Annotated in this window: 22 protein-coding genes and 3 other annotated features (1 of these 25 only partly in view); of the genes, 20 read left to right on the top strand and 2 right to left on the bottom strand. The window is 34.3% G+C overall.

Features of this window, described 5'->3' with window-relative positions; genetic code table 11:
• Positions 1-130 (top strand) — a binding site (T-box leader) (it extends 76 nt beyond the left edge of the window).
• 42 nt (positions 131-172) lie between these two features.
• From thrS to B5D15_RS07385, 13 genes are all read left to right on the top strand, one after another.
• Positions 173-2,086: a threonine--tRNA ligase gene (thrS, locus tag B5D15_RS07445; protein WP_078696502.1), complete on the top strand. Its 1,914-nt coding sequence runs from the start codon at positions 173-175 to the stop codon at positions 2,084-2,086.
• A 42-nt stretch (positions 2,087-2,128) separates the two neighbouring features.
• Positions 2,129-2,246 (top strand) — a sequence feature (ribosomal protein L20 leader region).
• A complete protein-coding gene (gene infC / locus B5D15_RS07440) occupies positions 2,221-2,784 on the top strand; it encodes a translation initiation factor IF-3 (RefSeq protein ID WP_078696501.1) in 564 nt (187 codons plus the stop codon). Its footprint overlaps the feature before it by 26 nt.
• 24 nt (positions 2,785-2,808) lie before the next feature.
• Positions 2,809-3,006, top strand: a complete 198-nt coding sequence (gene rpmI, locus B5D15_RS07435; protein WP_078696500.1) for a 50S ribosomal protein L35 — start codon at positions 2,809-2,811, stop codon at positions 3,004-3,006.
• Positions 3,007-3,030: 24 nt separating this feature from the next.
• Entirely contained in the window at positions 3,031-3,390 is a 360-nt protein-coding gene (gene rplT / locus B5D15_RS07430) for a 50S ribosomal protein L20 (protein ID WP_078696499.1), read from the top strand.
• Positions 3,391-3,485: 95 nt separating this feature from the next.
• Positions 3,486-4,847, top strand: a complete 1,362-nt coding sequence (locus B5D15_RS07425) for a TrkH family potassium uptake protein (RefSeq protein WP_078696498.1) — start codon at positions 3,486-3,488, stop codon at positions 4,845-4,847.
• Between the two features lie 12 nt (positions 4,848-4,859).
• The gene (locus B5D15_RS07420) at positions 4,860-5,516 is read left to right on the top strand and encodes a potassium channel family protein (RefSeq protein WP_078696497.1); all 657 of its coding nucleotides are present in this window, start codon (positions 4,860-4,862) and stop codon (positions 5,514-5,516) included.
• A gap of 9 nt (positions 5,517-5,525) precedes the next feature.
• Positions 5,526-6,299: a TrmH family RNA methyltransferase gene (locus B5D15_RS07415; protein ID WP_078696496.1), complete on the top strand. Its 774-nt coding sequence runs from the start codon at positions 5,526-5,528 to the stop codon at positions 6,297-6,299.
• Positions 6,300-6,320: 21 nt separating this feature from the next.
• Positions 6,321-6,529, top strand: a binding site (T-box leader).
• A gap of 42 nt (positions 6,530-6,571) precedes the next feature.
• A complete protein-coding gene (pheS, locus tag B5D15_RS07410; RefSeq protein ID WP_078696495.1) occupies positions 6,572-7,591 on the top strand; it encodes a phenylalanine--tRNA ligase subunit alpha in 1,020 nt (339 codons plus the stop codon).
• Between the two features lie 12 nt (positions 7,592-7,603).
• Positions 7,604-9,967, top strand: coding sequence for a phenylalanine--tRNA ligase subunit beta (gene pheT / locus B5D15_RS07405; RefSeq protein WP_078696494.1), 2,364 nt, complete (start codon positions 7,604-7,606; stop codon positions 9,965-9,967).
• A gap of 114 nt (positions 9,968-10,081) precedes the next feature.
• The gene (locus tag B5D15_RS07400; RefSeq protein WP_078696493.1) at positions 10,082-10,684 is read left to right on the top strand and encodes a cell division protein ZapA; all 603 of its coding nucleotides are present in this window, start codon (positions 10,082-10,084) and stop codon (positions 10,682-10,684) included.
• Positions 10,685-10,783: 99 nt separating this feature from the next.
• Positions 10,784-11,689 (top strand): coiled-coil domain-containing protein, encoded by a 906-nt coding sequence (locus tag B5D15_RS07395; RefSeq protein WP_078696492.1) that lies wholly within the window; start codon positions 10,784-10,786, stop codon positions 11,687-11,689.
• Between the two features lie 558 nt (positions 11,690-12,247).
• The gene (locus tag B5D15_RS07390; RefSeq protein WP_078696491.1) at positions 12,248-12,811 is read left to right on the top strand and encodes a hypothetical protein; all 564 of its coding nucleotides are present in this window, start codon (positions 12,248-12,250) and stop codon (positions 12,809-12,811) included.
• A gap of 85 nt (positions 12,812-12,896) precedes the next feature.
• Positions 12,897-13,604 (top strand): hypothetical protein, encoded by a 708-nt coding sequence (locus tag B5D15_RS07385; protein WP_078696490.1) that lies wholly within the window; start codon positions 12,897-12,899, stop codon positions 13,602-13,604.
• Positions 13,605-14,102: 498 nt separating this feature from the next.
• On the opposite strand, the gene B5D15_RS07380 is transcribed toward B5D15_RS07385, so the two are convergent.
• Both B5D15_RS07380 and B5D15_RS07375 read right to left on the bottom strand, forming a co-directional pair.
• Entirely contained in the window at positions 14,103-14,792 is a 690-nt protein-coding gene (locus B5D15_RS07380; RefSeq protein ID WP_078696489.1) for a glycosyltransferase family protein, read from the bottom strand.
• Positions 14,793-14,874: 82 nt separating this feature from the next.
• On the bottom strand, positions 14,875-15,402 hold the full coding sequence (locus B5D15_RS07375; protein WP_078696488.1) for a hypothetical protein: 528 nt from the start codon (positions 15,400-15,402) through the stop codon (positions 14,875-14,877).
• 186 nt (positions 15,403-15,588) lie between these two features.
• Here B5D15_RS07375 and B5D15_RS07370 point away from each other — a divergent pair, with 186 nt between their 5' ends.
• The 7 genes from B5D15_RS07370 (at position 15,589) to B5D15_RS07340 (ending at position 25,164) form a co-directional block, all read left to right on the top strand.
• Positions 15,589-17,964: a U32 family peptidase gene (locus tag B5D15_RS07370; RefSeq protein WP_078696487.1), complete on the top strand. Its 2,376-nt coding sequence runs from the start codon at positions 15,589-15,591 to the stop codon at positions 17,962-17,964.
• Positions 17,965-17,980: 16 nt separating this feature from the next.
• Positions 17,981-20,350 carry an endonuclease MutS2 gene (locus B5D15_RS07365; RefSeq protein ID WP_078696486.1) on the top strand — a complete coding sequence of 790 codons (2,370 nt, stop codon included), beginning with the start codon at positions 17,981-17,983 and terminating at the stop codon, positions 20,348-20,350.
• A 16-nt stretch (positions 20,351-20,366) separates the two neighbouring features.
• Positions 20,367-20,906 (top strand): GNAT family N-acetyltransferase, encoded by a 540-nt coding sequence (locus B5D15_RS07360; protein ID WP_078696485.1) that lies wholly within the window; start codon positions 20,367-20,369, stop codon positions 20,904-20,906.
• Positions 20,884-21,432, top strand: a complete 549-nt coding sequence (gene yfcE / locus B5D15_RS07355) for a phosphodiesterase (protein WP_078696484.1) — start codon at positions 20,884-20,886, stop codon at positions 21,430-21,432. The genes B5D15_RS07360 and yfcE overlap by 23 nt, the downstream gene beginning before the upstream one ends.
• A gap of 611 nt (positions 21,433-22,043) precedes the next feature.
• Entirely contained in the window at positions 22,044-23,060 is a 1,017-nt protein-coding gene (locus tag B5D15_RS07350; protein ID WP_078696483.1) for an alpha-hydroxy-acid oxidizing protein, read from the top strand.
• A 462-nt stretch (positions 23,061-23,522) separates the two neighbouring features.
• Positions 23,523-23,735, top strand: a complete 213-nt coding sequence (locus tag B5D15_RS07345) for an alpha/beta-type small acid-soluble spore protein (RefSeq protein ID WP_078696482.1) — start codon at positions 23,523-23,525, stop codon at positions 23,733-23,735.
• Between the two features lie 550 nt (positions 23,736-24,285).
• Positions 24,286-25,164: a formate/nitrite transporter family protein gene (locus B5D15_RS07340; protein WP_078696481.1), complete on the top strand. Its 879-nt coding sequence runs from the start codon at positions 24,286-24,288 to the stop codon at positions 25,162-25,164.
• The last annotated feature ends 254 nt before the right edge of the window (positions 25,165-25,418 follow it).

The following is a 25,418-nucleotide window of genomic DNA, read 5'->3' as shown; positions in this document are numbered from 1 at the left end:
AACATAGTGAATTGAAGACCACCCAAAAGCTCCATCCTGAATTCAGTAGGGAGAGGCGTTCGCAGCGTTAATGCATTAAGTGGGCTTTGCCAATTTGGGTGGAACCGCGGGATTTAATCTCGTCCCTTTGTGGATGGGATTTTTTATTTTTTGTTCGAAAGGAGAGTAAAAAATGATAAAGGTAACTTTAAAGGACGGGAAGGTTCTTGAATTTGAGGGGCCTGTAAAAGCAGAAGAAGTTGTTAAGAAAATAGGAATGGGACTTTATAAGGCAGCTATGGCTGTAAAAATCGATGGAGAAGTTTTTGACCTTATGACTGAAATAAAAAATGACTGCAGTATAGAGGTTTTAACCTTTGATGATGAAGATGGAAGATGGACTTTAAGACATACTGCATCCCATATACTTGCACAGGCTGTAAAAAGGCTATATCCAAAGGTTAAGCTTGCAATAGGACCTGCTATTGATACAGGATTTTACTATGATTTTGATGCTGATTTTTCAATAACTCCTGAAATGCTTGAAACTATTGAAAAGGAAATGGAAAAAATAATAAAAGAGGATTTAAGCCTTGAAAGATTTGAACTTCCACGAATAGAGGCAATAAAGTTTATGGAGGATTTAGGAGAATCCTATAAGGTTGAACTTATAAAAGATTTGCCTGAAGATGCAGTTATTTCCTTCTACAAGCAGGGAGAATTTACTGACCTTTGTGCAGGACCTCACGTTTTATCAACAGGAAGGGTTAAGGCTGTTAAGCTTTTATCCGTTGCAGGTGCTTACTGGAGAGGCGATGAGAAAAACAAGATGCTTCAAAGGGTATATGGAACTGCCTTTACAAAAAAGAGCGAGCTTGAAGATTACTTAAAAATGCTTGAAGAAGCTAAAAAGAGAGACCACAGAAAGCTCGGAAAAGAACTCGATTTATTCTCAATACATGAAGAAGGACCTGGATTCCCATTCTTCCATCCAAAGGGAATGGTTGTTAGAAATATGCTTGAGGACTTTTGGAGAAAGGAACATACAAGAAGGGGCTATAAGGAAATAAAGACTCCTATAATATTAAACGAAGCCCTTTGGCATCAATCAGGACATTGGGATCACTATAAAGAAAACATGTACTTCACAAAGATAGATGAAATGGATTATGCTATAAAACCTATGAACTGCCCTGGAGGAATACTCGTATATAAAAACTCAATGCACAGCTACAGAGAACTTCCTTTAAGGATGGGAGAGCTTGGACTTGTTCACCGCCATGAGATATCAGGTGCACTTCATGGTCTTATGAGAGTTAGATGCTTTACTCAGGATGATGCTCACATATTTATGACTCCAGCACAAATAAAGGATGAAGTTTTAGGTGTTATAAATCTTACAGATTATGTATATAAACTTTTTGGATTTGAATATCACGTTGAGCTTTCAACAAGGCCTGAAAATTCAATGGGAAGCGATGAAGATTGGGAACATGCAACAAATTCTCTAAGAGAAGCCCTCGAGGCTGCAAAGCTCGATTATAAGGTTAACGAGGGAGACGGAGCCTTTTATGGCCCAAAGATAGACTTCCATCTTAAGGACTGCATAGGAAGAACATGGCAGTGCGGAACTATACAGCTCGACTTCCAAATGCCTGAGAGATTCGACTTAAACTATATAGGAGAAGATGGAGAAAAGCATAGACCAGTTATGGTACACAGAACAATATTTGGAAGTATAGAAAGATTTATAGGAATACTCATTGAGCAGTATGCAGGGGCATTCCCAACATGGCTCTCACCAGTTCAGGTTAAAATACTTCCTGTAACTGACAGAGCAAACGAATACGCAAAGCAGCTTGAGGCAAAACTAAAGGATATGGAAATTAGGGTTGAGCTTGACCTTAGAAATGAAAAGATAGGTTACAAAATAAGAGAAGCTCAGCTTGAAAAGACACCATACATGATAATACTTGGCGACAAGGAAGTTGAAGCAGGAAACGTATCTGTAAGGTCAAGAAAAGAAGGAGATTTAGGCAGCATGGAATTTGATGCCTTTATAGAAAAAATAAAAGAAGAAATAGATAAAAAAATAAGCAACATCTGATAATATTTCCTTGACAGGCCATAATATATATGATATAGTATCAATGTTAAGAAGAAGCCATCCGCTTCTCACCTTACAGCTATAGCTCGTAAGGTTTGCAAAGGTTCTTTTTTTAGAGATTTTGCGGATGGAGTATGTCCATCCGCTTTTTATATGCCTTTGTTCCAAAATTTTGGGAGGTGAATGTTATTAGTAAACAACATTTAATTAACGAAGAAATTCGTGAAAGGGAAATAAGGGTAATCGACAGCGAAGGCGGCCAGCTTGGCATTATGTCATCAAAAGAAGCCCTTCAAATTGCAGAATCAAAACAGCTTGACCTTGTTATGATTGCACCTCAGGCAAAACCGCCTGTATGCAAAATCATGGACTATGGAAAATTCGTCTACGAACTTCAAAAGAAAGAAAAGGAAGCTAAAAAGAAACAGAAGGTTATTAACGTAAAGGAAGTACGATTAAGTCCAGTGATTGAAGAGCACGATGTTAATGTCAAGGCAAGAAATGCAGAGAAGTTCTTAAGAGACGGAGATAAGGTCAAGGTAACTGTTAGATTCCGCGGCAGAGAAGCAGATTATACTCACTTTGGAGAGAAGATTCTTCACGATTTTGCAAAGAAGCTTGAAGAAGTGAGTTTAATAGAAAAAGAACCAAAACTTGAAGGAAGAAATATGATAATGATTTTAAGTCCAAAGAAGTGATGGATTAAGAGAGGAGGAAATATTATGCCAAAAATGAAATCCCATAAGGGTGCAGCTAAAAGATATAGAAAGACTGCAAGTGGTAAATTCAAGAGAGCTCATGCATATCACAGCCACATATTAACTAAGAAGAGCTCAAAGAGAAAGAGAAATTTAAGAAAAGGTACTTATGTAAATACAGTAGAAGCAAGCAAGATAAGGAAGTTATTACCTTATCTATAATAAGTAAGAGAAGGAGGGAATATTATGGCAAGAGTAAAAAGAGCAGTTCATGCACATAAAAAACGCAGAAAGATAATGAAACTTGCAAAGGGATATTATGGTGGAAAGAGCAAGCTCTACAGAATCGCAAAAGAAGCGGTAATGAGAGCATTAAATAATGCATATAAGGGAAGAAAGCTTAAAAAGAGAGATTTTAGAAAGCTTTGGATAGCAAGAATAAATGCTGCAGCAAGAGCTAATGGTCTTTCATATTCTAAGCTTATAAATGGACTTAAGCTTGCAGGCGTTGATATTAACAGAAAGATGCTTGCAGATATAGCTGTTAACGATGAAGCAGCATTTACTGAGCTTGTTAACATAGCAAAGGAAAAGCTTAATGCATAATTTACTGAGGCCTGTTTGACAGGTCTCTTTGCTTTCTGTACATAAAGTGATAAAATAAGATATGATATGGGCAATTTTTTTCAGGAGGTAATAATATGCTTATAAAGGAAGAGGCAGGCAAATTAAAGTTTATAAAGCTTGAACCTGTCCAGATACTTGCATTGGGATTTGCAGCAGTTATATTAATAGGAGCTCTTCTTTTATGTCTGCCTATATCCTCGGCAGAGGGTAAATTTACTCCTTTTATAGACTGCCTTTTTACATCCACCTCCGCAGTTTGTGTTACGGGGCTTGTAACTTTAGATACAGGAACATACTGGTCAACCTTTGGCCAGATAATAATAATGCTTTTAATAGAAACAGGCGGACTTGGGTTTATGACCTTTGCAACTTTTTTTGCAGTAATACTTGGAAGAAGGATATCTCTTAAAGAGAGGCTCATAATGCAGGAGGCATTTAATGCCTTTAACATACAGGGAATGGTAAGACTTATGCTCTATGTTATGGGTATAACCTTTGCTATAGAAGGCGTTGGGGCACTAATCCTTATGACGCAGTTTATACCACAATATGGCATTTCAAAGGGCATATATTATGGTATATTTCATTCCGTTTCAGCCTTTTGTAATGCAGGATTTGACCTTATCGGTGATTTTAAGAGCTTAACACCATATGCTGAAAATGTAACTCTAAACCTGACGATATGTGCTTTAATTGTAATTGGAGGTATAGGTTTTGCAGTTATTACAGAAGTTATAAATAACAGAGGATTTAAAAGGTTGTCCCTTCATACTAAAGTAGTGCTTACAACTACAGCACTTCTTATTCTATCCGGTGCAGTATTATTTTTCCTTCTTGAATATGCTAACCCTAAAACTATGGGAGCTCTCAGTTTTAAAGGAAAAGTTCTTGCGAGTGTTTTTGCATCAATAACACCAAGAACAGCAGGCTTTAATACTATATCAACATCGGATATGACAACAGCTGGCAAGTTTTTAACTATAATACTTATGTTTATAGGAGCTTCTCCTGGTTCAACGGGAGGAGGAATAAAAACATCAACCTTCACACTTTTATTTATGACTGTAATTTCAGTAATAAGAGGCAGAGAGGATACTGAAATATTTAAAAAGAGAATAGGGCGCTCCCTTGTATACAGGGCATTAGCAATAATAATTATTGCTTTTGGTCTTGTAATTCTAACAACCATGGTTCTTTCAATAACTCAAGATGGAGATTTTGTTGAATTCTTATATGAAGCAACATCAGCCTTTGGTACAGTTGGACTTTCTCTTGGACTAACTACAAGGCTTAATATAATAGGAAAGATAATAATAATACTTACTATGTATTCAGGAAGAGTAGGACCGCTTACACTAACCCTTGCCTTTGCAAGGAAAGCTCAGGTTGCAAATTCAAACATAAAATATCCAGAGGATAAGCTTCTTGTTGGATAAAGGAGGATTTATATGTCATTAAAACAATTTGTTGTAATAGGTCTTGGAAGATTTGGTTCAAGTATAGCGCAGACTCTTTATTCCCTTGGAAATGAAGTTCTTGCCATAGACACCGATGAGGAGACAGTTCAGAGCATATCAAACAGCGTAACTCATGCTGTTCAGGCAGATGCAACAGATGAAGCAACTCTTCGTTCACTTGGGATTAGAAATTTTGATGTTGCAGTTGTTACTATTGGTTCTGATATACAGTCGAGCATTATGATAACTCTCCTTTGTAAAGAGCTTGGAGTTAAATACGTTATAGCAAAGGCTCACAATGAAATGCACGCGAAGGTTTTATATAAAATAGGGGCAGACAGGGTTGTTTTTCCTGAAAGAGATATGGGAGTCAGGGTTGCCCATAACCTTTGCTCATCTAATATACTCGACTACATTGAACTCTCTCCTGATTACAGCATAATGGAAATTGAGGCAATAAGCGAATGGGAAGGGAAATCCTTAAGGGAGCTTAGTATGAGGAGCAAATACGGAATAAACGTTATGGCAATTAAAAGGAATAATGATATAAACATATCTCCAACGGCTGAGGATGTTATTAAGCATGGGGATGTGCTTGTTGTAATAGGCGGAACTGAAGAACTTAAAGTGCTTGAGCACACAAAATAGGGTGTTAATATGCTGTCGAGGGAAAATAAACTTATTAAGGATTCCATAAAGCTAAAGCAGAAAAAATACAGAGATAAAGAGGGTCTTTTTTTAATTGAAGGGATAAGGTTTATTGAAGAGGCTGTAAAGGATAATTCTTTAAAGTATTTATTATACAGCAGCAGAGTTTATGAAACTAATGGCAGTGAGAGGATTTTAAATTCGAATATAGAAAAATATGAAGTGTCCGATGATATAATAAAGGAGCTTTGTGATACTGAAAATCCTCAGGGAGCAGTAGGAGTATCTTATAAAAAAAATTGGAACATAGATGATTTTAATAAGGATTTTATAGTTATAGCTGATGGAATACAGGACCCTGGAAACCTTGGAACTATAATTAGAACCTGCGATGCAGCCGGAGCAGGAGGAGTAATTATATTAAAGGGATGCGTAGATGTCTATAACAGCAAGACACTACGCTCAACAATGGGCTCCATATTTCATATACCTATATTGTTTTATGATGATTTTGAAAAGTTATCAAAGGATGTAAAGAGCAAAGGATATAATATATATGGTGCAAGCCTTGATGCACAAAAATATATATATGATATTGATTTTAAGAAAAAATCTGCTATCATTATAGGAAATGAGGCAAACGGTATACCTGAAAGTCATTTTGAATATGTAGATGAAAAAATAAAGATTCCAATGATAGGAAGTGCAGAATCGTTAAATGCTTCAATTGCTGCAGGGATTATTATATATGAAGTTGTAAGACAGAGAATTTCTGTGATATAATGATTTTTGAAACTTAATACTGATATTGCTATGAAAGAGGCAAGTAAAATGATGCTGTATACAGGGAGGAAGGGCCAAGGATTGAGAGCCTTTCTATATAAAGGTCATTTGAAGTTTCCCTCTGGAGCTTCTTTGCTGAAACAAAGTAGGCAAGGACGGAATTCCGTTACATAATCAAGTGGGCTTTTGCCAATTAGGGTGGTACCGCGAAGACAACCTTCGTCCCTTTGTGGACGAAGGTTTTTTGTATATTACTGAAAGGAGAGGTTAGTGTGGAACAGCAGCTAAAAAATATAAAAGCTGAAGCTATTGAAGAAATAAGGAAAGCCAAGGACAGTTTAAAACTCGATGAGGCGAGGGTAAAATTTCTTGGAAAAAAGGGAGCATTAACGAGTATATTAAGGAGCATGGGAGGATTGTCTCCACAGGAGAGGCCAATAATTGGAAAACTTGCTAATGAGGTAAGAGAAGATATAGAGCGTGCCCTTGAGGAAGCCTTAAAAGAGGTAAAGGAAAAGGAAAAGGCGGCAAGGCTATCCCTCGAGTCAATAGATATTACTATGCCGGGAAGAAACAGTGAAATAGGCAATCTTCATCCAATAACAAAGGTTTTAGATGAGATTAAGGAAATATTTTTTGGAATGGGATTTTCAATTGCAGAAGGACCTGAAGTTGAACTCGACTATTATAATTTCGAGGCTCTGAATATTCCAAAGAACCACCCTGCAAGGGATGAGCAGGATACATTCTATATAAGCGATTCAGTTGTTTTAAGGACTCAAACATCCCCAGTTCAGATTAGAACGATGGAAAATATTAAGCCTCCAATAAGGATTATAGCACCAGGAAGGGTATACAGATCCGATGCTGTAGATGCAACCCACTCACCAACATTCCATCAGATTGAAGGTCTTGTTGTTGATAAGGGTATAACTATGGCAAACCTTTATGGAACTCTTGATACCTTTGCTAAAAAATTCTTTGGGGAAAAGACGAGAACAAGATTTAGACCACACCATTTCCCATTTACAGAGCCATCAGCAGAGATGGATATATCATGCCATGTATGCGATGGAAAGGGATGCAGAGTATGTAAGGGAAGCGGCTGGATTGAAATATTAGGCTCAGGAATGGTTCACCCTGATGTTTTAAGAAAGGGAGGAATAGATCCTGAAGTTTACAGCGGTTTTGCCTTTGGAATGGGACTTGAAAGAATAGTAATGAAAAAATTTGAGATAGATGACATAAGGCTTTTCTATGAAAACGACATTAGATTCTTAAAGCAATTTTAAGGAGGGTTTAATATGAAGGTACCGTATAAATGGCTGTGTGAATATGTAAATATAGATAAAAACATAAATGAGGCTGCAGATGCCCTTACCATATCCGGTTCAAAGGTTGAGGAAGTTATTGAATTTGGAAAGGAAATAGATAGAGTAGTAACTGGAAAAATAATAAAGACAGAAAAACATCCTGATGCAGACAAACTTACCATATGCAAGGTTGATGTTAAGGATGAGGTTATTCAGATTGTAACTGGAGCTTCTAATATAAAGGAAGGGGATATAGTTCCCGTTGCCCTTCATGGCTCAAGCCTTCCTGGAGGAGTTAAAATAAAGAAGGGAAAATTAAGGGGAGTAGAGTCAAATGGAATGCTCTGCTCTGAGGTTGAACTTGGAATTGCAGATGAAAACTCAGTTCACGGCATTATGATACTTAAAGAGGATACTCCAATAGGAGAGGATATTAAAAAAATACTTGGACTTGAGGGAGGAATAATTGATTTTGAAATAACTTCCAACAGGGCTGACTGTTTCAGCGTATATGGGATAGCAAGGGAGGCAGCTGCAACCTTTGATAAGGAGCTGAAAAAAATTGAAACATCCTTTAATGAAACTGATGATAGTATTGATAATTATCTTTCAGTTGAAGTAAAAAGCAGCCTTTGCAGACGTTATGCTGCGAGGATGATTAAGGATGTAAAGATAGGCCCATCTCCAGAGTGGATGCAGGAAAAATTAAGACAGTGCGATATAAGACCTATAAACAACATAGTAGATATAACTAATTATGTTATGCTTGAGCTTGGGCAGCCTATGCATGCCTTCGATTATAGATATGTAAAGGGTAAAAAAATAATAGTCAGGACCGCACAGGATGATGAAAAGTTTAAAACTCTTGATGGAGTTGAAAGAAACCTTAACTCTTCAATGCTTGTTATAGCTGATGGTGAAAGACCTATAGGAATTGCTGGAGTTATGGGAGGAGAAAACTCTGAAATAAAGGAAGATACTACAGCTGTTATTTTCGAATGTGCAAACTTTGATGGAACAAATGTAAGGCTTACCTCAAAGAAGCTTGGACTTAGAACTGATGCATCTTCAAAGTATGAAAAGGACATAGATCCTAACTTGATAGATATTGCTCTAAACAGGGCATGTCACCTTGTTGAACTTTTAGGTGCAGGAAAGGTTGCAAAGGGAGTTATAGACATTTATGAAAATAGGGTAGAGCCATATACCCTTAAAGTATCTCCTGAGTGGATTAATAAATTCCTCGGAATTGAGATAGAAAAGGAAGAAATGAGAAAAATACTAAAAAATCTTGAGATGAAGGTTTATGGTGATGATGTATTTGAAATAGAAGTTCCAACCTTCAGGCAGGATGTTAAAATAAAAGAGGATGTTGCAGAGGAGATTATAAGAATATACGGCTATGATAAAATACCTGTAAAGAAGATAATTGGAGAGACCGTTGAAGCGCAGTGGACATTAGAGCAGACACTAATAAAAAAGGTAAAAAATGTTATGGTATCCTGCGGACTTTATGAAGCTATGACTTATTCTTTTATAAGCCCAAAGGTTTTCAGCCTTATTAATCTTCCTGAAAATCATGAGCTCAGGAATACTGTTAATATATTAAATCCTCTTGGAGAGGACTTTAGCGTAATGAAAACAACAGGAATTCCATCCCTTCTTGAATGCCTGAAAAGAAATTATAAGAGGGATAACAAAGAAGTTAAACTCTTTGAGATATCCAAGGTTTACATACCTTCAGGAAACCAGCTTCCAAATGAATACGATAAGCTCATCATTGGAATGTATGGAAAGGTTGACTTCTTTGATTTAAAGGGCGTTATAGAAAATCTTTTAAATGTGCTTGGAATAGATAAGGCAGAATTTGAAAGGGAAGAAAACAGCAGCATATTCCACCCGGGAAGAACTGCAAAGCTTTTAGTTAGAAAGAAAAACGCTGGAATTTTAGGAGAAATTCATCCAAATGTTGCAGAAAACTATGAGATTGAAGATAGAGTATATGTTGCTGAAATTGATTTAAAGACATTGTTTGATGCAGCAAAGAATGAAAAACGCTATAAGCCTCTTCCAAAGTTCCCAGCGGTTTCAAGAGATATAGCTATGCTCCTTGATGAAAACATATCCGTATCTGATATTGAAAAGGCAATATTAAGGGAAGGAAAGGAACTTATAGAATCTGTAAAGCTTTTCGATGTTTATAAAGGCAAGCAGATTCCAGAAGGTTTAAGAAGCCTCGCCTTTTCATTAACCTTCAGAGCCGAGGACAGGACTTTAAAGGATGAGGAAGTAAACAAGGTTCATGAGAGCATAATAAATAGGCTAAAAGAAAAATTTAACGCTCAGCTCAGATAAAATGCATAAACCCTCAAAATTTTTAGTGAAAAAAATAAAATTAATGGTAAAATATAATTAAAATATATATTATGAAAAAATCCGTTGCTTTCAATAAATTTGAGGGGTGCTGTTATGCCTAAGAATAAAGTTGCTGTTAGAATAAATGGAGCTGAATATGTATTAACCGGCGATGAGAGCGAAGCCTATTTATTTTCCATCGCAAATTATATCGATAAAAAAATAAAGGAAACTCTTTCAAATAATCCAAAACACAGCAATTCTTCTGCTGCGGTTCTTGCTGCATTAACGGTTGCCGATGAGCTTTTTAAGATAAAAAAGGAAATAGAAAACATTAAAAAGACAATTAATGAACCAGAGGAAAAGCTCTCTAAAATTAAGGCAGAGTATGATGAGCTCTATAATGCCTATGCAGCAATGGCGAGGGAATATGAAGAATATAAATCATCGCAGGAGGGAATTACTGAAGATATTAATGCTCTAAAAACTCAATATGAGGAGCTCTATTCAAGCTATTTATTAAGAAATGAAGAGTTTGACAATCTCGAAAAGGAAAACGCTTATTTAAAAGAGCAAAACGATATTATACAAAGCGAACTTGAAAAATCGAGAGAAGAAATAGCAAATCTTAAGGATGAGCTTCTTGAAAATCAGATAGAGCTTGTAAGGGTTAAAAAGGAACTTAAGGATTTACAAAACAGGAAAAGGAATATATAACAAAACGCCATGAAAAATTTTTGGTTTTTCATGGCGTTTAGAAATACATAGGATATTTAATTCATATATATAAATAGAGTAATTATAAGAGGTAATACTATGCCTCTATACAGCCAGAAAGTGGTCAAGTCAAAGTATAAATCCTATCATACCTTTATTTCTAAACGTATTAGTTATAAGGATAAAAAAATAAAAAACATACTTGATCACAATGAAAGAATAGTTAAAATTCAATGGGATTCAAAGCCTGCATATATAGATGTTTTCATAAGTATTCAAATTAATTTTTTCTGCTCTATTGAAGAAAGAAATGAAATTTTAACTTATCCTGTTATGATAGATGAGAACATACAGCTTAGAGTCCATAAAAGCAGCTTCAAACCTCTCCCCTTAGAATCGGACTTTAAAAATGCAGAATTCGCAGCATATATAAGAAATCTTGAAGGAATATATGATATCGATATTTCAGGAGACACTTTAACCATTGACATAATCGGGTTTTTGATTATTAATATGATGGCAGAGAGGTGCATTATATTGAAAGAGAATAAAAATATCAATCTTAATGAATTCGGTTTGAAACAGGTAGCGATTAGCGGGGAAGATGCACCGAAGGATGTAAAGGGCTATCTTAACAATCTTGAAGGCATTTCAAAGATTGTCTCAAGAAGAATTGATGAACTTGAAGAGGAAAACAGCTATTTAAAGGATGAAGTAAAAAGGCTTCAGACTGAACTTGATAAAAGAAATATCGAGTACAACGATATTAAAAGAAAAGATGAAAGCGTAATGGGAGAATATAAAAGACTAATTGAAAAGCTGAAGGATATGGAGGATAAGTATTTAAAGGAGCAGAAAAGAGCAAACGTTCTTGAGGTTGAAAATTCAAGAAACATCGATGAGCTAAAAAAGCTGAGGAAAGAAAACAGCGATCTTTTAGCAAAGCTTGATAAGGAGAAGATAACTATAAAGGATAAGTTTAAGAGATTTATGAACAGCGTATAAAGGATAATGTTTAAATATAAGTAATTAAAAATATTTTATTACTTGAAACTATGAAAGCCCATAATACTGCACAGCCAATCTTTTTCGCTTGTTTAGAAGCTCTAAGCCTCACTTCCTTGAAAACCAAGAACTTTTGGAAACTCACTCCGTTCAAACAACCAAAAGTTCTATGGTTTTCTGCGTCAGTTTCGGCAAGAGCTTCTAAAACTTGCTTTATATTGGCTTTTGCAGCATTATGGGCTTTACTATAATCGAAAGTGAAACAGCTTTATAAAAGTTTTTTATATTATTACCCATAGTAATGAATATATAATTTTTAATTCTTAAGGGACATTACTGTAATTTTGCTTAATTCATGATATTTTATAAAATTAATCCGATTGAGCACTAAATTTTTAGAATTTTCAAATTAATAGTAAAGGAGAATATTATATTTGCTTTATTTGGCTGTGCAGTATTATAGGCTTTTTATGTTTGATAGAAAAATATAATCTTCAATTTTGTAACCTTTATTTTCCTGATGCATATTATGTCTATATAAGCACATGGGGTGATAAAATGGAGCCGAATTTCAAAAGTGCTGATTATAACAGCGGGTGGAAACGTGTAAAAAAGGTAAGTGATGAAAACAAAGAAACTGATATAAATATAAAAATAAGCAGCTTAAAGGATGAAGTAGATAGAATTAAAGAAAAAATTGAGGCATATCAAAAAACAGAGGAAGACAAAACTAATGAAATTAAAGCTAATGTTTTAAATTTAAAATTAAACATAGACAGCATATTAAAAATGCAGAGTGAAGTAGAAAAAAAGATAAATTTAACTGAGCAAAGGTTAAATGAAATATTTGAAGGGAAAAAAGCTATAGAAAATGAGAAACAAAGCAGCAAAATTGAGGAAATAGAAAAAAAGATTCTGTTTATGCAAAACCAATATGAAAGCACAATTGAAACAAAAAAGGAAATAGAGGAAATTAAGAGAAGCTTTGAAGAGTATAAAAATATGGTAAATAACCAGCTTTTTTTAATCTCAGAGATTCTGCAGGGTATTAAGGATGGCTCAATTAGACAGCAGGATAAAAACGCAGGGCTCTTTGCAAGTTTATTTAAAAAAACTCAATAATATATCACAGCTTTTATAACAGGTGCATAGTATAAATTAGTAATTATATTGAATGAAGCAAATTTCATAATAGGAGGGATTGTTGATGAGTGAACAAATTCAATTACCATGCGAAGCTCCCTTTGAGCAGCTTGATATTTACGTAAAGAGAATATTAGCAAAGTATCAGGGATTAGATGAACAGATTTTATTTGGAGAAGCTCATGAAGGAACTACACCAATAGATATAAAAGAGGCTTTTAAGATTTGTGTTCACAACAGAGGAGGATATTCTGTAAAATGTATATCTGACATAAAAATAGTTGACCTTACTGCTGACGAGGAGATAATCTGCAACCATAAGGTAAAACTCATATTAAAGTTCAAGGTTGTTCTCTTTGTAACCTTTACTAATAACTGCTTCGGATGCATTGTGCTTCCTGACGATGCACTGAGCACCAACGAAGATGCTACTGCATGCTTCATAACTGACATCGAGCATGAAGCTCAAACTATTGGAAGCACTGAGAGTCTTGAACTTGTTGATGATGTTTGCGGAAAGGTATTTAAATGGGTTAAGAGCATTCCTCTATCAGAATTCGAAGGAGAGATTCCACCAAGTGCTTTCAGCGACCCAACCCTTCAAACTCACCTTATAGTAAAATCTATAACTTCAGATTTTGATGTACTTGGTGAGAGCCATTGTGGTGAAATACCAGGTACAGAGGTTCACATTTCAATATTTGCAGACCTTCTTGACAAACTTGGAGTAGATCAGGACATTCTCATTTGCGGTGTTCCCTTTGACTGCTGATTTAAAAGAGTAAGATTTAAGTAATCTAAAAAAAGAAGAAGGCATAAAAAAGCTATATAATGAAGTGGGGGATAAACCCTCACTTTTTCTATTACATTATATTCAATTCGATAAATTTTGACACTTGTGGCATTGGGTTTAAACAATATTATTCTGAATTCATAAAAATATTATAAAATATATTTTTAAGTGTTTGTTACCTTTATCTTGGGGTAGATTTGAAATATTAATAATTGAATTTATAGTTAATTTATTGAAATATAACAAATATTAAAAAAATAGACATCTTAAATTTAAAAAAAATTGAGCTGAATATCAGGTAACATGTTATATGCTTAAATTTGCATATGGGAGATTTATTTATCTTTAATTCGGCAGTTAATCCAGCAAAGCGTTGATAGAACTTAAAAATTTTAATATAAAACATAGATACATCAAGGCTTATAAGGAAAAAACCATTGTATTTTTATGGTTTGATTGGATTAGGTGAGAACATAATTATTTTAGCATATAGGGATACATTATATGCCTGCAGCAAACAGAACTGTCACACCATATTTTATAACCAAGTTTTTTAGCGCTGAGGCAGAAGGGAACATCCTCTCCTAATTTATGATACTCGTATTTAACTTTTTTGCATATTTCACCTTTAATAATATAAACGGCTCCTGTAATATCTACCTGAAATAAAGATTCTTTAGGGAAATCAAAGTAGTGCATTATTTTGCCGTTTTTTATGTTTAAGATATTGGGATAAATATTATTCCTGTCATTATACACAAGAGCAGAGACTACATCCTTCTTGTGAGATAAAAGCCTTTTTAGAGAATACTTTGGAACTAAAATATCGCTGTCTACTGAAAACACATAGTCTTCATCATGGATACAGCCTAAAAATTCATTTCTCACCTTTGCAATTCTATCATATATTTTCTTTTCTATTCTGTTCTGCCTGTTATCCTCGGGCATATTAAAATTTATCTCTTTTATTATTATATTTCTATATTGTTTACCATATCTTTTCTTAAATTCGAGAAGTATATCCATAGTTTTATCCTTGCTGTCATTGACAATAAAGCAAAGGGTAATCTTATCTCTCGGATAATCTATTTCATATACATGTTTTAAATAATGAGGAAGTATCCACTCCCTGTTGTGAACAGGGCAGCCAATCATAATTCTATTCATAATAAATCTCCTTTCAAAGAGTGCCACCCAATTGACAAGTGACAAACGAAAAACTTAAAAATTTATGACCATATCACATGTGTTAACAGTATAGAATTTTTACACTTAAAGAAATAGATGAATTGTCAGTATTTTGAATTAAAATAGAAAGTGAATTGTTAGGAGGTATTATTAAGGCACCGTGGTAGCTTGATTCATAAGGTAAATAACCTAAATAAATTGTTTCTAATAACACTCCTGAAATAATAGGGTTTGTTGAAGCTACTTGATTTTTACATAGAATTATGCTGTTTTTTGAACTTCCAAAGTTTAAATTTACAGGGGTAATAGAGGTTAATGTTCCTGCAATTTCTGCATTTTTATAAAGTATTAAAGAGTAAGTTGAGCTTGCATTCGAAGTATTAGAATATATATTCTTAATATGAACATTAATTTTGCTACTAATAGGGTTTATAAGTAATATTAGATAATACTGATTTTTTGGTAAGTTGCCCACAGTACCTGATATTGTGTAAGCATCTCCTTCTATTGCTGCTAAAACAAAAAGATTATTATAAACATCTATTGAATAAAAAGAATTTTTATCTGTGTTAAATACCATATTATTCATTTTTAACACCTCTAATATTTTTAGTAATATAATATTCTATGATTTCCATACAGTTGACAAGTGACAAACTTAAAATAAAAAGGGACAGTTTACAAATTCCTCCCAAAATCTTAAACTATTAAACCTGTTTGTAAAAGTATATGTTTAGTGTATAATAAAGTTAATGTAAAATTAGGGAGAGATGTTATGGTTGAACTTTTAGCCCCTGCTGGGGATTTTGAAAGCTTAAAGGCTGCCGTATTAAACGGTGCCGATGCTGTATATATAGGAGGAAAGGAATTCTCTGCAAGGCAGTTTGCAGGGAACTTTGACAGGGATGAAATTATAGAGGCGGTAAGGTTTTGCCACGCATATAACTGCAAGGTATATGTTACGGTAAATACTCTTTTGAGAAATGACGAGCTTTTATCTGCTTTAAATTATGCTTCTTTTTTATATGGAGCAGGAGTTGATGCCATAATTATACAGGATATTGGCTTTTTAAAGCTTCTTCGTGAAAACCTTCCTGAGTTTGAGGTGCACGCAAGCACCCAAATGACCGCCCATAGTCTTGATGCTGTAAATCTTTTATATGATATGGGAGTTAAAAGGGTTGTTCTATCGAGGGAGCTTTCCCTTGAGGAAATAAAGCATATTACAAAAAATACGAAGGCTGAAATTGAAGTTTTTGTACATGGTGCTCTTTGCATAAGTTTTTCAGGCCAGTGCCTCTTTAGCAGCCTTATAGGAGGCAGAAGCGGAAACCGAGGAAGATGTGCCCAGCCCTGCAGGATGGAGTATATTTTAGATGATAAGCATAGGGCATATCATCTTAGCCCAAAGGATTTATCTACATTAACCTTTATAAACGAAATAGTATCAATGGGTGTGGCCTCCCTTAAAATAGAAGGAAGGATGAAAAGGCCTGAATATGTTGCTGTTGTTGTAGATGCCTACAAAAAGGCTCTTGAAGGAAGATTAACATCGAGAGATGTTGAGAATGTAACTCAGATATTTAACAGAGGAGGCTTTACCAGCGCATTTTTAAAGGGCAGGGAAGGCTCTGATATGATGAGCTATGAAAGGCCTAAAAACTGGGGTACATATCTTGGAAAGGTAGTTAAGGTATCGGGAAAGTTTGTTGATATTCTTCTTGATAATGAGTTATCTGTTGGAGATGGTATTGAAATATTTGGAAAAGAAAAAGGTGCTCCTGTTACATCTATAAAAGTTTTAGGGGAAAATGTTGAAAGTGCACAAAAGGGAGATATTGCACAGGTTTTCCTCGAAGGTGCACAAAAGGGAGATGTTATATATAAATCCCTTGATGCAAAACTTATTAGCTCTGCTCTTGAGAGCTTTAAGGGTAAGGATATAAAAAAGATTCCTATTTATGGGAAGTTTATTGCTCATTTAAGCTCTGATACAAAGCTTTTAGTTGAAAATAAACAGGGAGTTATTGGTGAGGCAGTATGCGAGCCTCCGCAGGTTCCGCTTAAAACGCCAACGAGCAGGGGAAAAATTGAGGAATATCTTAATAAAACCGGCGATTCTCCATTTTATTTTGAAAATATAGATATAGATATGGATGAAAATATAGCCTTATCCGCATCAAAGATAAATTTCTTAAGGAGGGAGGCTATAAAAAATCTTTTAGATAATCTTCAAAATTCAAAGGGTACTAAGAATATTAGTATAGTTTTAAAAAGCTTTGACAAAAAAATATTTCCTAAAATAGCTGTAAAAACTGGAAGAGCCGATATAGTAAAAGCCTCTTTAGACGCAGGATGCGATGTTGTGTTCTTTGGAGGGGATAATCTTAGAATAAATTCTAATGATTACGATGAGACTTTAAACATATTTAAAGAAAATGATAAGGTATATCCATTATATCCTGAGATTATTGTTGAAAATTTAGATAAAATAAAGGAAAATGCTCTTAAAATTAAATCCTTTGGAGTAAATAAGGCACTTTGCGGCAATATGGGACTTTATTCATTTCTCTCAAGAAACGGATTTGATGTATATCTTGACAGGGGATTTAATATTTTTAATTCTTCTGCATTAGATGCCTTTGAAAACGCAGGAGGTATACTGTCTTTAGAGCTTAATTTAAAGCAGTTAAAGTATTTAATTGAAAAAACTGAAAAATCTACATTGGTTACGGTATATGGAAGGTCTAAACTTATGGTTAGCAGGCAATGTATTATAGGGAGCAGCATGGGACATGGAAAATATAAGTGCCCGAACATTTGCAAAAACTCCATTCATTATATTAAAGACAGGAAGGGTGAAAAATTTCCTGTAATTACCGATTACAACTGCAAAAGTCATATATATAACTCTAAAATACTTTGCATGATAGAAAATATGAGGGATATATGCCGAATGAATTCGGATTATATAGTTCTTGATTTTTTAGACGAAAGCTACAGCGATGCATATTTAACTGTTTCAGCCTTTAAGGAGGGAATTATAAAGGCAGAGAAAAATGATTTTAGTTTGTCCCCTGATATGGAAAGCCTTCTTTATAAATTAAAGGGGAATATAACTAAGGGACATTTTTACAGAGGAGTAGAGTAATGAAAGGACTGATATTATGGAGGATAAAACCCTTAGAATTTTAGAATATGATAAGATAATAAATATGCTCTCTAAATGTGCCGTATCTAACAAGGGAAAGAATATGTGCCTTGAGCTTAAACCTTCTAACAATATCCATGAGGTTATTGACAACCTTTTAGAAACTAAAGAGGCCTTCGAAGTTGTATTAAGATGGGGCTCCCTTCCTTTAGAAGGTATAAGGGATGTTGAAGATACGGTAAGGCGCTGCCGTATGGGCTTTGTTTTAACCCCGAGGGAGCTATTAAATGTTTGTGATTTGTTAAGATGCGCAAGAAATCTTAAAAGTTTTATGAAGGAAGGCTCTAAAAAGGAATCATATCCCATAATCTATGACATTATTGAATCACTATTTGTAATAAAAAATCTCGAAGATTCTATTGAAAATGCCATAGCTGGAGAGAATGAAATTCATGACAGGGCGAGCCAGAAGCTTTTTACAATTAGAAAATCCATAAGGGATAAGAACCTTAGAATAAGGGAAAAACTTCAGTCTATGGTTCAAACCTATTCAAAATATCTTCAGGACCCTATTGTTACAATAAGGGGAGATAGATTTGTAATCCCTGTTAAAGCGGAGCACAAGGGAAGCGTTCCGGGGCTTGTACATGACCAGTCCTCAAGCGGTTCAACCCTTTTTATAGAGCCTATTGCTGTTGTTGAGATGAATAATGAAATTAAAGAGCTTATGCTTAAGGAAAAAGCTGAAATTGAAAGGATTTTATCTGAGCTTTCTCAAAAGGTTCTTCAGCATGTTGATGAAATAGAACACGACAACGAAAACATAGCTTATCTCGACTTTCTTATGGCAAAATCAAAGTTTGGACTCGATTTAAACTGTACAATACCCGATGTTAATGATAGAGGATATATAAATATAAAATCAGCAAGGCATCCTCTTATTGATAAGGAAAAGGTTGTGCCTATTGATATTAGGCTTGGGGACACTTTTAAAGCCTTAATAATAACAGGTCCTAATACGGGAGGTAAAACTGTAACTTTAAAAACCGCGGGGCTTTTAACTTTGATGGCTATGTCAGGCCTTGCAATACCAGCAAGGGACGGTTCACAAATATCTGTATTTAAAAATATATTTGCAGATATTGGAGATGAGCAGAGCATAGAGCAGAGTTTATCCACATTTTCCTCCCACATGACAAACATTGTTGAAATAATTAAAAATGTTGATGATAAATCCCTTGTTCTTGTTGACGAGCTTGGAGCAGGAACCGACCCTGTTGAGGGTGCAGCGCTCGCTATGTCGATACTTGAAAGGTTTTATGAAGCAGGCTCGAGGATAATCGCAACCACCCACTACAGCGAAATTAAAGTTTTTGCTATGGAGAGGGAAGGGTTTGAAAATGCAAGCGTTGAATTCGATGTTGAAACCTTAAGGCCTACCTACAGGCTTTTGATTGGTATCCCAGGAAAGTCAAACGCCTTTGAAATATCAGAAAGGCTTGGGCTTGAAAGTGCTGTTATAGACAAGGCAAGAAGCTATGTTTCAAAGGATACTGTAAAATTTGAGGATGTAATACAGTCCCTTCAGAGCAAAACCCTTCTTTTGCAAAGAGAGCTTGATGATGCTCAGAGGATAAAAAAGGAAGCCTTAGAGCTTAAAAAGGAGCTCTCTGAGAAAAAGTATAAGATAGACAGCCAAAGGGAAAATATGATAAGAAGGGCGCAGGAGGAAGCACGTCAGATAGTAAGGCAGGCAAAGCTTGAGACTGATTCTATGATAAAGGAAATTAACGATATAAGGATGAAGGCTCAGGAAGCAGCTTCAATTAAAGAAGCCGAGGATATTAGAAAAAGATTAAAGCAGAAGCTTGATGATATGGATACTTCTGAAGAAATCGTAGATGAGAGGGAAGGAATGGTTGCAGCTGAGGATGTAAAGATTGGAGATGAGGTATTTGTAACTACTCTTTCTCAAAAGGGAGAAGTTATTTCCCTTCCCGATTCTAAAGGAGAAGTTTCTGTTCAGATAGGAATAATGAAAATAAGCGTTCCACTCAATAAACTATTAAAGGTATTAAATAAAAAGAAGGAAAGCAAAAAAACAGGTACAACAAATTTAATATCTCAGAAGGTTTACAGCGTTGCATCTTCCATTGATTTAAGGGGACAAACTCTTGATGAGGCTCTTTATAACCTTGATAAGTATCTTGATGATGCCTTCCTTGCAGGCCTTGAAAGCGTGAGGATTATACATGGAAAAGGTACTGGGGTTTTAAGAGAGGGAATAAAATCTGAGTTAAAAAAGCATCGTTATGTTAAAAATATAAGAATTGGAGATATTAGCGAGGGTGGATCTGGAGTTACTGTTGTTGAGCTTAAAAGATAAATAAAGAGGTGTTTTAATGATTGCGGGAGAAAAGACAATATTAAGGGCTGCAGAACTTGAAGATGCGAGGATTTTATCAGCTTGGCTTAATGATAGGGAAACAAATGAGTATTTAGATATTATATACCCTGCATCTAAAAGGTTTGCCGACTCCTTTGTATTAGACTGCGATGAAAACCAAAACAAAAAAGTTTTTATAATAGATAATTTAGATAGAAGACCTATTGGAATTTTAATTATAGACAAAATAAAGTGGGAATATAGAAACTGTGAAGTTGGAATTGTAATATATGATAAAAGGGAAAGAAATAAAGGATACGGAAAGGATGCTCTGAAGACAGCAATAAATTTCATATTTAACGACATGAATATGCACCTTATATATCTAAATGTAGTTGAAGATAATAAGGCGGCCCTTAACCTATATACATCCCTTGGGTTTAAAAGGGAGGGGATACTTTATGATAGATATTTTAAATCAGGAAGATACTATAATATAATAGTTATGAGTATGATTAACTGGAGGGAAAGATATGAAAATAGGGATATTAAGTGATATTCATGGTTATCCTGAAAAATTTGAAAAAGCCTTTGAACTTTTTTATGACTGCGATATGGTTTTATGTGCCGGAGATATACTATACCACGGACCGAGAAACCCAATCCTTGAAGGATATAATCCTCAGGGGCTTATTGAAAAAATAAGCTGCAATAAAATTCCAATGCTTATTGCAAGGGGAAACTGCGATGCTGAGGTTGATCTTATGGCGCTTCAATTTCCTATGTTTTTACCCTCTGTTTTTTATGAAAAAAATGGAGTAAGGTTTATGGTTCTTCATGGTCACGATGTTGACGATGAAAAGTTAAGGGAAATAGCGCAGTTTTACGATATTAAATTTATGATAACAGGGCATACTCACATTAGAAAATATGAATGTATTAACGGGACTCATTATATTAACCCTGGAAGCGTTGGAGTTCCTAAGGGAGACGGAATACCTTCGGTTGTTATAATAGATGGAAATAGAATACAGTTCATAAATATTGAGGATAAAAGTATAATAGAAGAGAAGGCTTTTTAAAAAAGTTTGTATAAAGGCTACTTCCAATAGTGAAATGTCTCTTTAGATAACTGTTGAAATTAATTTTTATATAAAAGATATGAGTATTTGATGATTATACAGATTTTGGAAATTGAAATTTAATAAATGCCCATATTTATATAATGGATTTTTTAATTTAGAATATTACTCAAATAGCTCAATCTTATTATAAGAAATTAATTTGATTAAAGAGAAGAAGCATTTAACCTTTATAATTTTAAAACTAAGCAAATTATCCATGTAAATTGTATTGATAGAGATGAATAGCCTTTGAGGGCTTGAAATCTGGTAGTAAAAATTGCTTTGCTTATGAAGTTTATACTTCATAAGTGAGCTGTTGCAACTTTTTTTCGTTGTAGATTTTGAATTTAGACAATAATTTATGCTACTTAAAATTTAGCTTATTCAATTCGTAATTTAAAATAAATATAAAATTAATTTTTAAACAGTAAAATGGGGCTTTGAAAGATTTTACTTGTGTATTTTTATGTAACGGCTCTGAATATTTACTGCATAAAACTTATGTTACGAACTGAAGTTTAGGCTATAAAGATTTGACTTATTACTTAATTATTATGAGGAGGGTATTTATGGACTATAAAGAAATGCTAAAAAAAGCTAAGGAAAACCTTCAGGGGAGCTGCAGAGTGTGCCCTGTATGTAACGGAAAGGCCTGTGCCGGCGAAGTTCCCGGAATGGGAGGTACAGGAACAGGAAGTGCCTTTACTGCAAATTATGAGGCTTTAGAAAATGTTAAGCTTAACATGAGGGTTATTCATGATGCAAAGGATCCTGATATGTCAGTTACACTTTTTGGTAAAGATATGAGAATACCAGTATTTGCTGCACCTGTATCTGGTACAACCCTTAATATGGGTGGAAAATTCTCTGAAAGGGAATATATTTCATGGGTAATCAGAGGATGCCTCGATGGAGGAATATATCCTATGGTTGGAGATACTGCTGTTGATGCTTTTCTTCCAACTAACCTCGAGGAGCTAAAGGCAGCAGGAGGAGAAGGAATTGCTATTATTAAACCTTGGGAGAACAAAAACGTAATAAATAAGGTTAAAATGGCAGAGGAGGCAGGAGTTTTTGCAGTTGGAATGGACATAGATGCTGCAGGGCTTATAACTTTGGCTCTCCATGGAAAGCCAGTAGGACCTAAAACCGTTGATGAAATAAAGGAAATAGTAGAAAGCACAAAGCTTCCTTTCATATTAAAGGGAGTAATGACCGTTGATGATGCATACCTTGCAATTGAAACAGGTGCATCTGCAATAGTTGTATCAAACCATGGAGGAAGGGTTCTTGATCAAACAGCAGGCGTTGCAAAGGTTCTTCCTGAAATCGCAGAAAAGGTTAAAGGGAAAATAACAATTCTCGCCGACGGGGGCGTTAGAACAGGAATAGATGTTTTAAAAATGCTTGCCCTCGGAGCAGACGGCGTTTTAATAGGCAGGCCATTTGTAACAGCATCCTTTGGAGGAGGAGCAGAGGGAGTTAAAACTTATATAGATAAAATAGCAAACGAGCTTAAGGTTGCTATGATACTTACAGGCTGCAAGGATATAAAGAGCATAAGCAAAAAGATACTTTATATATAAGTAAATTAAAATCGGGCATTTTTGTTTTAACTTATCTGCCCGATTTTAATTTTAAGTTTTTGGGGGACAGTTCTCAAATTGTTGCATTTTTTGGACAAGTATAAGTTTTAGGGACAGTTCTCAATTTTTTGCATTTTTTGGACAAGTATAAACTATGATAAAATATAAAAATGCACAAGTGGGCACTATAAAGGAAGAAAATAAGATATATATAAGATTGGCCAATAAAAAATTGAGAAATTGAGGGACAGTTCACAAATTTTAGCAGTTACTTAGTTATTGAGAACTATTTTAAAACTTTTCGTTTATTTCTGCTAAGATAATTAATATATATAGCTATGTGAAATGCGTTCTTTTAAAATATAATGGCACACATTGCATATTTAAACTGCACTTTCCTGTTTAAAGGTGTCGAATTCAGGAGAATATAATAGTAAGAAACAAACAGGAGGTGTAAACAATATGACAAATTTAACTTCAAAAAATAGGTCCTTAGTTCCTGAAGCAAAAGCAGGTCTTGACCAATTCAAACATGAAGTTGCAAGTGAAATTGGTGTTCAAATACCAAACAACGGGTACTGGGGGAATATGACATCAAGAGATTGTGGTTCCGTTGGAGGATATATGGTAAAGAAAATGGTTGAGGCCTATGAAAGAAACCTTGCAGGAAAGTAAAGGCGGCACACAATAATTACAAATAAAAGAGGGTGTCTTTTGACCCCTCTTTTATTTGTAAATTTTTTTACCATTAATTAAGAAATTCTTAAAGACATTTATAGATATGTATTTTTACATTATTTTTATAAAGGATTTAATGGTCTTATAATATAAAGGTTTTATTTTTCAATTGGTAACTTTTCTTCCATGTAACATAATTATTCTATACTCAAAAATAACAAGAACTGATGAACTGTCCCCCTAAATTTTTATTATAAATTTAAAATAGCTTCAAAAAATTTGTGAACTGTCCCCAAAAATCTAAATATTTTATAAAATGAAGAAGAATATTTACATTTTTTAGAGCCAATAGGATCATATGACATTGTCAGAATATTGTGATATAATAATTGTGCTTGCAAATATTTGCTATATTACGCTTAATTTAGATTGTTTATAAACTAAAATATAATTTTTATCGCGTATTACTGTTTTTTACTAAATTAATGATAAGAAATTTGATTTATTTTTGTGCTGTATATGTGAGCAGCAGAATGGGGGAGTTAATGTGGAAAAGAAAATACTGATTCCAAAGGAAATTGCAGAATTTGCTGTTGAAACAGGAATAAAGAAAACATCATCAAAGGCATTAGATTTGTTTATTCTGGGTATTCTTGCAGGCTCATTTATAGCTTTTGCATCAGCAGGCTCTAATTCAGCCGCCTTTAATCTTTTATCTAAACCTGAAACCTATGGGATTGGTAAAGCGCTTTCGGGCGCATTATTTGGAACTGGACTCATGCTTGTTATTATTGCTGGAGGGGAATTATTCACCGGAAACATGCTTATAATAGTTGGAGTTCTTGATAGAAAAATTAAAATATCTAAAATGCTTAGAAATTGGACTTATGTATATTTAGGTAATTTCCTTGGTGCTTTATTGGTTGCTTTTATGATAGTTTACTCTGGTTTATTAAATAGCGGCTCTAATCTTCTTGGAGGGGTAACTATTAAAATAGCCTCAAGCAAAATTGGACTTACATTTAGTCAAGCTATTATTCTTGGAATGATGTGCAACTTTCTTGTATGCCTTGCAGTTTGGATGTCCTATGCTGCAAAGGATGTATCAGGCAAAATTTTATCTATTTTTTTCCCAATATGGCTTTTTGTAACCTCGGGCTTTGAACATAGCATTGCAAATATGTATTATATACCTGCTGGTATACTTGCTAAATCAAATGAAAATTGGGTACAAGCATCCCATCTATCTTTAGATAAAATAAGCAGCTTGAATTGGGGGAATTTTTTTATAAAAAACCTTCTTCCTGTAACAATCGGGAATATAATAGGAGGAACAGTTTTTGTAGGCCTTGCATATTGGTCAGTATATCTTAAAAAAGGAAAAACAGCCGAGATTAATTGTGAAAATAATAATATTAAAGGGTAACTTGTATACAGACTCAGTAAGTATGAAATCAAAAATTAACTTTACTACAAGACCCACTATAAACTTAATTAGTAGGACAAGCCTTATATAAATTTTAACAAAAGCATATCAATAGCGAATAATTAAGTTTCAAAAAATACCCTAATTTTATATAGAATTCAAATTTAAAATGCAAAAAATTTGTGAACTGTCCCTCTGAATCCAAATAAATCCAAAAGAAACTCATGGACAGTTCACAAATATAATTAAAAATA

It is taken from the genome of Caloramator quimbayensis (assembly GCF_900167605.1).
Lineage (GTDB): Bacteria > Bacillota > Clostridia > Clostridiales > Caloramatoraceae > Caloramator_B > Caloramator_B quimbayensis.
This window is presented reverse-complemented; position numbering and strand designations above follow the sequence as displayed.

Coding starts and splice junctions, on each gene's coding strand:
- thrS (WP_078696502.1), top strand. CDS start 173: ATGATAAAGGTAACTTTAAAGGACGGGAAGGTTCTTGAATTTGAGGGG.
- infC (WP_078696501.1), top strand. CDS start 2,221: ATGTCCATCCGCTTTTTATATGCCTTTGTTCCAAAATTTTGGGAGGTG.
- rpmI (WP_078696500.1), top strand. CDS start 2,809: ATGCCAAAAATGAAATCCCATAAGGGTGCAGCTAAAAGATATAGAAAG.
- rplT (WP_078696499.1), top strand. CDS start 3,031: ATGGCAAGAGTAAAAAGAGCAGTTCATGCACATAAAAAACGCAGAAAG.
- B5D15_RS07425 (WP_078696498.1), top strand. CDS start 3,486: ATGCTTATAAAGGAAGAGGCAGGCAAATTAAAGTTTATAAAGCTTGAA.
- B5D15_RS07420 (WP_078696497.1), top strand. CDS start 4,860: ATGTCATTAAAACAATTTGTTGTAATAGGTCTTGGAAGATTTGGTTCA.
- B5D15_RS07415 (WP_078696496.1), top strand. CDS start 5,526: ATGCTGTCGAGGGAAAATAAACTTATTAAGGATTCCATAAAGCTAAAG.
- pheT (WP_078696494.1), top strand. CDS start 7,604: ATGAAGGTACCGTATAAATGGCTGTGTGAATATGTAAATATAGATAAA.
- B5D15_RS07400 (WP_078696493.1), top strand. CDS start 10,082: ATGCCTAAGAATAAAGTTGCTGTTAGAATAAATGGAGCTGAATATGTA.
- B5D15_RS07395 (WP_078696492.1), top strand. CDS start 10,784: ATGCCTCTATACAGCCAGAAAGTGGTCAAGTCAAAGTATAAATCCTAT.
- B5D15_RS07390 (WP_078696491.1), top strand. CDS start 12,248: ATGGAGCCGAATTTCAAAAGTGCTGATTATAACAGCGGGTGGAAACGT.
- B5D15_RS07385 (WP_078696490.1), top strand. CDS start 12,897: ATGAGTGAACAAATTCAATTACCATGCGAAGCTCCCTTTGAGCAGCTT.
- B5D15_RS07380 (WP_078696489.1), bottom strand. CDS start 14,792: ATGAATAGAATTATGATTGGCTGCCCTGTTCACAACAGGGAGTGGATA.
- B5D15_RS07375 (WP_078696488.1), bottom strand. CDS start 15,402: ATGAATAATATGGTATTTAACACAGATAAAAATTCTTTTTATTCAATA.
- B5D15_RS07370 (WP_078696487.1), top strand. CDS start 15,589: ATGGTTGAACTTTTAGCCCCTGCTGGGGATTTTGAAAGCTTAAAGGCT.
- B5D15_RS07365 (WP_078696486.1), top strand. CDS start 17,981: ATGGAGGATAAAACCCTTAGAATTTTAGAATATGATAAGATAATAAAT.
- B5D15_RS07360 (WP_078696485.1), top strand. CDS start 20,367: ATGATTGCGGGAGAAAAGACAATATTAAGGGCTGCAGAACTTGAAGAT.
- yfcE (WP_078696484.1), top strand. CDS start 20,884: ATGAAAATAGGGATATTAAGTGATATTCATGGTTATCCTGAAAAATTT.
- B5D15_RS07350 (WP_078696483.1), top strand. CDS start 22,044: ATGGACTATAAAGAAATGCTAAAAAAAGCTAAGGAAAACCTTCAGGGG.
- B5D15_RS07345 (WP_078696482.1), top strand. CDS start 23,523: ATGACAAATTTAACTTCAAAAAATAGGTCCTTAGTTCCTGAAGCAAAA.